An 8911-nucleotide genomic window follows, 5' to 3' on the forward strand; every position below is an offset into this window, starting at 1 on the left:
GGGCGGGGGCCGCCGCGGCGTCGAGGTCGAGCGCGTCCGAGGCGAGCCCGGCGATGGCGGCGCGGTCTGCGCCGGTGGCGGTGCGGACGGTCATGCCTGGTCATCCTCCGGAGGTCGTGTCCAACCGACCCGTGCGGAGTCACCCCGCCGGGGCCGTGCCGTCGAGACCGAGGTCGCCGACACGGCCAGGATACCCAGCGCCACCGAGCAGTGATCATGAACACACCCGGGGATCAGGCGTGCAGACGGGCCAGGCTCCAGGACGGAGCGGGGAGGCGCGCATGCAGCACCCCGGCGTCGATGCGGACGCCGGGCAGGGGCCGCGGGACCACGGTCTCCGCGCCCGGGCCGTTGACCCGGTGCGGGTCGTCCTCGGCGAGGCAGGTGGCCAGGCCGACCCGGGTCGCGCCCACATCGCGTACGCCGGCCTCGAGGTCCAGCGCCCCGGTGACGCCCCGGTTGACCAGCAGGTGGGGACCCTCCGGTTCGGAGGCGCGGACGGTACGAGCTTTTTACATCGTTGCTACCAACGTTGAAATCGATGCCGAACGATCGGCCGGCCGGCCATCGCCGACCGGCCGCGGGCGAGGTCAGCGGCTCGCCGAACCGTTCACGGTCAGCACCGGGTCGGGTGTGACGATCGCCGGGAAGGTGCCGGTGTCGATGATGCCGTGCTCGTTGAAGGCCGCCTGGAGCAGCGCGTACGCCTTGGGCTCCAGCTTCCACAGCGCGCGCCACTCGCGGGCGGTGGCCAGCGAGATGCCGGTCTCCGCCGCGATGTCGTCCGCGCGGGGTACGTACTTGCGCTCGATCTGCTCGTCCCAGTAGCGGCGGGCGGCCCGCATCAGCGCGGCGCGCTGCGCGGTGTCCATCGGCTGCTGCGGCACCTGGGCCCCGCCGACCATCTCGAACTCCTCGTCCTCGTCGTCCGGACGGGGCAGCGCCGAGGAGGACGGCAGCGCGTGCGCGACGGGCTCGGGGTCCCAGGGCACCGGCGGTTTGAGGTCGATCAGGACGTTGGTGTTGTAGAGCGCGCCGATCTGGGAGAGCAGCGCCTCCTGGCGGGCGGAGTCGACCGCCAGCCCGGTGTGCTCCACGGCGCGGTCCATCGCCTGGTCCAGCTTGGCCAGGGCCTGCCGCATCTTGCGCTCGGAGGCCCCGCTCTCGCGCAGCGCGCGGGCCCGCTTGGCGGCCAGCGCGACCTTGGTCAGCCTGCGGTGGGCGTCCACCTCGGAGGCGGTACGGTCGCTGACCTCGGCGAGCCCGATCCTGACCATGATCCGCTCCGGGGTGAGCCGCCAGTTGATCTTGCCGCGACCGGTGATCCGGTGCCGCTCGATCGCCATGCCGCGCTCCCACAGCCAGGCCGCCACCAGCGGGGCGGCGAGCCGGAAGACGGCTTCGGGCAGGCTGCGGGCGTCCATGCTGGACAGGATCGCGGTCAGCCCGGTGAGCGCCCACACCGCGATGCCGTCGATGCCGGCCGAGAAGTTCTCCCGCATGCTGCGCCGGGCGCGGACCGCGCTGGTGATCACCGCGACCTCGATGAACGCGAACAGCAGCAGCCGCAGCGGGCCGTCGAAGCCGAGCACGTCGCTGGAGAAGCGCCACATGCCCTGCGCGGACACGCCCGTGGCGATGCACGCGGCCAGTATGGTCAGAATGTCCTCGATGGGACGTGGTGCGACGAACCTATTGAAAAGCCGCGCCCCCGCACGGCCCCCTGCGCGCAGGGCCAGGACGGCCACGCCGAGCAGGGCGAGAGCGATGACGCTTACGACGACTGTTCCGACCGGATTTTGTGCTGCGAAGGTGGTTATCTCATCGATGGAGGGCATTCGTCACTGTCCGTCAGTCTCGTTGCCTGAGTGTATTTCAGCGATCATGCCAGAAGGTCACGCCCTCGATGACCGAATCAGGGGTTCACTCCGGAGTTTGACGAACAGCTAGGACCGGCCGCAAGAATGACTGCATAAAGCCCCCGCAATCGGGGCACAGCCCATGGCATGGACCTTCGCGGTCTGATCGGCCGCTGGCCGGTCATCCGGCAGCTCCGCGGCGAGGACGGACGCGGCTCGGCGGCCCGTTCGGCGCGCACCGACGCGCTGCGGCCGCGCACGGCCGAGGCCGATACCGTCGCGCGCTCGGTGTGCCCCTACTGCGCGGTGGGCTGCGGTCAGCTCGTCTATGCCAAGGACGGGCGGGTCACCCAGATCGAGGGCGACCCGGACTCCCCGATCTCGCGCGGCCGGCTGTGCCCGAAGGGGGCGGCGAGCAAGCAGCTCGTCACGCACCCGGGGCGGCAGACCACTGTCCTGTACCGAAGGCCGTACGGGACGGAGTGGGAGAGCCTGGACCTCGCCACCGCGATGGACATGATCGCCGATCGCGTGATGGCCACCAGGCGGGAGACCTGGCAGGAGACCGTCGACGGCAAGGTCGTGCGGCGCACACTGGGGCTGGCGAGCCTGGGCGGGGCGACGCTCGACAACGAAGAGAACTACCTGATGAAGAAGCTGTACACCGCGCTCGGCGCGATACAGGTGGAGAATCAGGCGCGCATTTGACACTCCTCCACCGTCCCCGGTCTGGGGGCCAGCTTCGGGCGCGGCGGCGCCACCACCTTCCAGCAGGACCTGGTCAACAGCGACTGCATCGTGATCCAGGGCTCCAACATGGCCGAGTGCCATCCGGTGGGGTTCCAGTGGGTCATGGAGGCAAAGGCGCGCGGGGCCAAGGTGTTCCACATCGACCCGCGCTTCACGCGCACCAGCGCGATGGCGGACGCGCACCTGCCCATCCGGGCGGGCAGCGACATCGTGCTGCTCGGCGCGCTGATCAACCATGTGCTCAAGGGCGCGCACGACTTCCGTGAGTACGTCCTGGCCTACACCAACGCCTCCGCCATCATCTCGGAGGACTTCCGCGACACCGAGGACCTCGACGGCCTGTTCTCCGGCTTCCAGGCGGACAACGCCTCCTATGACCCGGCGAGCTGGTCCTATGAGGGCGAGGACGTCCCCAGGGAACGTGAGGAGCAGGCCCGGGGCGGGCGCGTCCACGCCGGGTCCGCCAGCGCCGACCAGTACGGCTCGGGCGGACCGTCGGCGCACCCGACGCCCCACACCGACCCCACCCTGACCGACCGCAGGTGCGTGTACCAACTGCTCGCCTACCACTTCGCGCGCTACACGCCCAAGCTGGTCGAGGAGCTGTGCGGCATCCCGCGCGCCGACTTCCAGCGGCTCGCCAACGCGATCGTCGCCAACAGCGGCAGGGAGCGCACCACTGCGTGGGTCTACTCGGTCGGCTGGACCCAGCACACGGTCGGCGCGCAGTACATCCGCGCGGCCTCGATCCTGCAACTCCTGCTCGGCAACATCGGCCGCCCGGGCGGCGGCATCCTGGCCCTGCGCGGCCACGCCAGCATCCAGGGCTCCACCGACATCCCGACACTGTTCAACATCCTGCCCGGCTACATGCCGATGCCGCACGCCGAGCTGCACGAGACCCTGGAGGACTACCTCGGCTACGCCGCCGGCGACACCGGCTTCTGGGGCAACAAGCGCTCCTACCTGGTCAGCCTGCTCAAGGCGTGGTGGGGCGACTCCGCCACCGCCGACAACGACTTCCGCTTCGGCTACATGCCGCGGATCACCGGCGACCACGGCACCTACGCCACGGTGTTCGGCCAGATCGACGGCACGGTCAAGGGCTACTTCGTGATCGGCGAGAACCCGGCCGTGGGCTCGGCCGGCGGGCGGGCGCAGCGGCTGGGCCTGGCGAACCTGGACTGGCTGGTGGTCAGGGACCTCGTCCCGATCGAGACGGCGACCTTCTGGAAGGACGGGCCGGAGATCGAGACGGGCGAGCTGCGCACCGCCGACATCGGCACCGAGGTCTTCTTCCTGCCCGCGGCCTCGCACGTGGAGAAGGAGGGGACGTTCACCCAGACCCAGCGGCTGCTGCAGTGGCGGGAGAAGGCGGTCGAGCCGCCCGGCGACTGCCGCAGCGACCTGTGGTTCTACTACCACCTGGGCAAACTGCTGCGGGAGCGGGCCGGCGACACCGAGATGGACGCGCCGCTGCGCGACCTCACCTGGGACTACCCGGAGGAGGGCGAGCACGCCGACCCCTCGGCCGAGGCCGTGCTGCGGGAGATCAACGGGACCGGCCCGGACGGGCGGGCCCTGTCGTCCTACCTCGACCTGGCCCCCGACGGGTCCACCCGCTGCGGCTGCTGGATCTACTGCGGCGTGTTCGCCGACGAGGTCAACCAGGCGGCCAGGCGCAAGCCCGGCAGGGAGCAGTCGCTGGTCGCCCCGGAGTGGGGGTGGGCCTGGCCGCTGAACCGCCGCATCCTGTACAACCGCGCCTCGGCCGACCCGCAGGGGCGTCCGTGGAGCGAACGGAAGTCCTACATCGTCTGGGACCCGGACCGGCGCGAGTGGACCGGCCCCGACGTACCGGACTTCGAGAAGGACAAGCCGCCGGACTACGTGCCGCCGCCGGGCGCGACCGCGCAGGCCGCGATCGCCGGCGACGCGCCGTTCATCATGCAGACCGACGGCAAGGGCTGGCTGTTCGCCCCCGCCGGGCTCGCCGACGGGCCGCTGCCGACGCACTACGAGCCGGACGAGTCGCCGGTGCCCAACACCCTGTACGGCACCCGCGCCAGCCCCGCCAGGAAGACCTACCGGCGCCCCGACAACCCGGCCAACCCCGTCGCTGGGACCAGGTTCCCCTACGTGCTGACCACCTACCGGCTGACCGAACACCACACGGCGGGGGGCATGAGCCGTTCGCTGGCGCACCTGGCGGAGTTGCAGCCGGAGATGTTCTGCGAGGTGTCCCCGCAGCTCGCCGCCGAGCTGGGGCTCGACAACGGCGGCTGGGCGACGATCATCACCAGCCGGGCCGCGATCGAGGCCAGGGTGCTGGTCAGCGCACGGGTCCGGCCGCTGCGGGTGGCCGGGCGGACCGTCCACCAGATCGGCGTGCCGTACCACTGGGGCTGGGCCGGCGGCGGCCTGGTGACCGGCGACGCGGCCAACGACCTGCTGGGGATCGTGCTGGACCCCAACGTCTACATCCAGGAGAGCAAGGCGGCCACCTGCGACGTGCTGCCCGGGCGGCGGCCGCGCGGCGCGGCGCTGCGGGCCCTGATCGAGGAGTACCGGCGTGAGTGAACGGGTGGGGTTCTTCACCGACACCAGCGTGTGCATCGGATGCAAGGCGTGCGAGGTCGCCTGCAAGGAGTGGAACGACGTCCCCGACGACGGGTTCGTGTTCCGCGCCACGTCGTACGACAACACCGGCGGCCTGGGCGCGAGCACCTGGCGGCACGTGGCGTTCATCGAGGACTTCACCGAGCGCGGCGACCGCTGGCTGATGTCCTCCGACGTGTGCAAGCACTGCACGCACGCGGCCTGCCTGGACGTCTGCCCGACCGGCGCGCTGTTCCGCACCGAGTTCGACACCATCGTGGTGCAGGCCGACATCTGCAACGGGTGCGGCTACTGCGTCCCGGCCTGCCCCTACGGGGTGATCGACCGCCGCGAGGACGACGGCCGGGCGTGGAAGTGCACGCTGTGCTACGACCGGCTGCGCGACGGCCTGGAACCCGCCTGCGCCAAGGCGTGCCCGACCGACTCGATCCAGTTCGGCCCGCTTGAGGAACTGCGCGAGCGCGCCGCGGAGCGGCTGGCCACGCTGCACGAGGCCGGGGTCGCCGAGGCCAGGCTGTACGGCGAGCGTCCCGACGACGGCGTGGGCGGCGACGGCGCGTTCTTCCTGCTCCTGGACGAACCCGAGGTGTACGGTCTGCCCCCCGACCCCGTGGTGACCACCCGTGACCTGCCGTCGATGTGGCTGTGGGCGGGGGCGGCGGCGGTGTCCATGGCCGCCGCCTGCTTCGGCGCGTTCGCCCGCGGGCCGCGCCGATGAGCCGCGAGCGGGCGATGGTGCCCGACGCCGAGTTCCGCTCCTACTACGGACAGCCGATCATCAAGGACCCGCTCTGGCACGAGCCGCACATGCCCGTCTACCTGTACCTCGGCGGCCTGTCGGGGGCGTCCTCGCTGCTGGCCGCGGGGTGCGAGCTGACCGGCCGGGACCGGCTGGCCGCCCCCGCCAAGATCGCCGCCGCGGTCGCGGGATCGGCGGGCGCGGCGTTCCTGGTCGCGGAGCTGGGCCGCCCGGAGCGCTTCTTGAACATGCTGCGGGTCTTCAAGCCGACCTCCCCGATGAGCGTCGGCTCGTGGATCCTCGCCGCGCAGAGCGGTCTCGCCGCCGTGGCCGCGGGCTCGGCCGTCACCGGCCTGCTGCCCGCCGTGGGGCGGGCCGCCGGGCTGGCCACGGGGGTCACCGGCCCGATGATGGCGACCTACACGGCGGTGCTGGTGTCCGACACCGCCGTGCCGTCCTGGCACGCCGGTCACCGGGAGCTGGCGTTCCTGTTCGCGGGCAGCGCGCTGGCCAGCGCCGGGGCGGTCGCCATGGTCGCCGCCCCGCACCGGGAGGCCGGTCCGGCCCGGCGGATGGCGGTGATCGGCGCGGCGGTGGAGACCGTGGCGAGCGAGGTGCTGGAAAGGCGGCTCGGCATCCTCTCCGAGCCGTACCGCGAGGGGTCTGCCGGGCGGCTGATGCGCGCCGCGCGGGTCCTCACCGTGACCGGGGGCGCGCTGGCGGCGGTCTCCGGCCTGACCAGGTGGCGGACGCCGTCGGTCCTGTCGGCCGCCGCGCTGACGGCGGGGTCGCTGTGCGCCCGCTTCGGCGTACTGCGGGCGGGCCGCGCGTCGGCCGCCGACCCCAAGTACACGGTCGTCCCGCAGCGCGAGCGGGTCGCCGCCCGGGAGCGGAACCGGGCGGGCGGCTAACCCGGTTCCGCCGCCTCACTGGTCCAGGACGCCGGTCTCCGTCCCTTCGATCGGGGGGTCGAAGACGCAGATGAGCCGGGTGGGCTCGGTGACGGTGAGCGTGAACCTCGAACCGGGGGGCGCGACCCACAGCACACCGGGCGCGATGGCGTGCCCCTGGCCGGTCTCCAGATCGACGGCCGTGGCCGCGCCGCTGACGCAGTAGGCGATCTCCGTGCGGTCGGAATAGCCGTAGGTGCCCTTGACCCCAGGGTGCAGGGTGGTGTCGGTCAGGCCGACGCCGGCCCCGTCCCCGGCGAGCAGCAGCCGCGTGCTGCGGTAGTACTCGTGGTGGACGTCCCGCTCGGTGTGCTGGATGTCGGCGATATTACGAAAGATCATGAAGTGGCTCCTCTCAGGGTCGCCGGAACGCGCAGGTGATGCCGTGGCCTTCGAGCGCGGTCAGCCAGCGCCGCGCCGCCTCCGGCTCCTCCGCGGCCCGGTGCAGGCCGGGCGGGGTCAGCCCGGCGAGAATGTCGCCGATCCCGCACGCCAGCGCCGTGGAGACCAGGCGCGGCGTCGCCGCCTCCTTCTCGTCGCCGACGGCGTCCAGCACGTACTCCCCCGACCAGGCGGAACCGTCATCGCCCCGCACGCTCAGCGCGACGGAGAGCAGCACCCGGTCGTGGTCCGTCTCGGTGCCCGGGTACCGCAGGGCGAGCCGCCGCGCCAGGTCGCCGATCCGCTCGTCGTCCGCGTCGCGCAGTTCGGCGAACACCGGGGCCCACGCCTCCTTCCAGCCGCTCAGCCGGATGGTCCCGCGCACGAAGGTGTCCAGCCGCCAGGAGCCGGGCAGCCCGTACTGCTCGACGAAGGGCACGCTGTCCCGGTTCGGATAGACCTCGAACCGCTCCTCGCCGAGCACCAGGTCACCGACGGCCTCCCAGGGGCGGTCCACGGCCCGCCGTTCTCCCCCGCCGATGTACCGGGCGGGGGTCAGCAGCGCGGTCAGCACACCGCGCGGCGCCCAGTTGAAGCGGTAGCGGAAGTCGTTCGGCTCGGCGGGGTTGCTGCCGCAGTAGGAGGTGAACACGGCCGACGCCGCCCCGTTGCCGACCGCGGCCCTGGCCTCGGCGACCAGCAGGTGCGCGAGCAGGTGGTCGATGCCGGGGTCCAGGCCCGCCTCGGTGAGCACCACCACGCCCGCCTCGGCGGCGCCGGCCGCCAGGGCGGAGATCTCGGCGGAGACGTAGCTGGAGGCGGCGAAGTGCGCCCGGCTCCCGAGGCACAGCCGCAGCAGGCCGGCGTGGTGCGCGGCCGGCAGCATGGAGACCACCAGGTCCCCGGCCTCGACCTCGGCGGCCAGCGGCGCGAGGCCGAACTCCCGCGTCTCGGCGCGCCCGGCCAGGCCGAGCGCGGCCAGGCGATCTTCGGCCTTCTGCCGGGTACGGCCCCACAGCACGACCCCGGCCGCGCGGTCGCAGACCAGCCCGAGGCCGCTGCCGGTGGAAAGGCCGGTGCCCACCCAGTGGACCCGTCCGGTGGGGGTGATCAGGTCAGACATCGGTCTCCTCCATGACGGCCGCGGCCGGACGGCCGGCGGCGTGGAACATCTCCTGACAGCGCAGCCAGGCCGGTGTCGGTTCGCCCAGCGTCATCAGGTGGGGCAGCAGGTCCGCGGAGAAGGCGGCGCTCGCCTTCCGGGGCAGCAGCGACGGCAGGTTCTCGATCGCGATGAAATCCAGCGGCACCGGCTCGGCGCGCAGCCGGCGTACCGGCCGGTGCCAGTCGGTGGGCCGGTCGTAGATCGGCAGCAGGTTGCGGTCGGAGGTGAAATCACAGGTAACGTCGCTGATCACGCGCAGCCTGCGGCCGGGGTCGGCGATGTCGGCCGTGGTGAGGAAGGGGGGCGCGGGCTCGCCGGTGGACACGGCGTTGACCAGGAGGTCGTGGCCGAGCAGGGCGTAGCGGTCCAGGTCGCGGGTCTCCTCGACGTCCCAGCGGGTCGTGGCGACACCGGCGGTGGCCAGCGCGTCGCAGGCCCCCCGCCCGCC

General features: G+C 72.5%; 8 protein-coding genes. 3 read left to right on the top strand and 5 right to left on the bottom strand.

The annotated features are described in order from the left end of the window. Positions 1 to 233 precede the first annotated feature (233 nt). A complete protein-coding gene (locus C1I98_RS30240; protein WP_111170795.1) occupies positions 234 to 413 on the bottom strand; it encodes a hypothetical protein in 180 nt (59 codons plus the stop codon). 177 nt (positions 414 to 590) lie between these two features. Beyond that, complete coding sequence (locus tag C1I98_RS30245; protein WP_111170796.1) at positions 591 to 1838, bottom strand: hypothetical protein; 1248 nt, start codon at positions 1836 to 1838, stop codon at positions 591 to 593. Between the two features lie 168 nt (positions 1839 to 2006). On the opposite strand from C1I98_RS30245, the gene fdh reads away from it, so the two are divergent. The 3 genes from fdh to nrfD are packed head-to-tail and all read left to right on the top strand — an operon-like array spanning position 2007 to position 6878. After that, positions 2007 to 5189: a formate dehydrogenase gene (gene fdh, locus C1I98_RS30255; RefSeq protein ID WP_199537319.1), complete on the top strand. Its 3183-nt coding sequence runs from the start codon at positions 2007 to 2009 to the stop codon at positions 5187 to 5189. Beyond that, positions 5182 to 5946 (top strand): 4Fe-4S dicluster domain-containing protein, encoded by a 765-nt coding sequence (locus tag C1I98_RS30260; protein ID WP_111170799.1) that lies wholly within the window; start codon positions 5182 to 5184, stop codon positions 5944 to 5946. Before fdh ends, C1I98_RS30260 begins: the two co-directional genes overlap by 8 nt. Beyond that, positions 5943 to 6878 (top strand): NrfD/PsrC family molybdoenzyme membrane anchor subunit, encoded by a 936-nt coding sequence (nrfD, locus tag C1I98_RS30265; protein ID WP_233508313.1) that lies wholly within the window; start codon positions 5943 to 5945, stop codon positions 6876 to 6878. Before C1I98_RS30260 ends, nrfD begins: the two co-directional genes overlap by 4 nt. Before the next feature lie 15 nt (positions 6879 to 6893). Here nrfD and C1I98_RS30270 read toward each other — a convergent pair whose 3' ends face one another. The 3 genes from C1I98_RS30270 to C1I98_RS41860 all read right to left on the bottom strand — a co-directional run. Next, a complete protein-coding gene (locus tag C1I98_RS30270; protein ID WP_111170800.1) occupies positions 6894 to 7259 on the bottom strand; it encodes an ectoine synthase in 366 nt (121 codons plus the stop codon). A 13-nt stretch (positions 7260 to 7272) separates the two neighbouring features. Beyond that, the gene (locus tag C1I98_RS30275) at positions 7273 to 8421 is read right to left on the bottom strand and encodes a saccharopine dehydrogenase C-terminal domain-containing protein (protein WP_111170801.1); all 1149 of its coding nucleotides are present in this window, start codon (positions 8419 to 8421) and stop codon (positions 7273 to 7275) included. Continuing rightward, a partial coding sequence (locus C1I98_RS41860; RefSeq protein ID WP_497845794.1) for a Rossmann-fold NAD(P)-binding domain-containing protein occupies positions 8414 to 8911 on the bottom strand: 498 nt, incomplete at its 5' end. The genes C1I98_RS41860 and C1I98_RS30275, both read right to left, overlap by 8 nt.

It is taken from the genome of Spongiactinospora gelatinilytica (assembly GCF_003236385.1).
Classification (GTDB): domain Bacteria; phylum Actinomycetota; class Actinomycetes; order Streptosporangiales; family Streptosporangiaceae; genus Spongiactinospora; species Spongiactinospora gelatinilytica.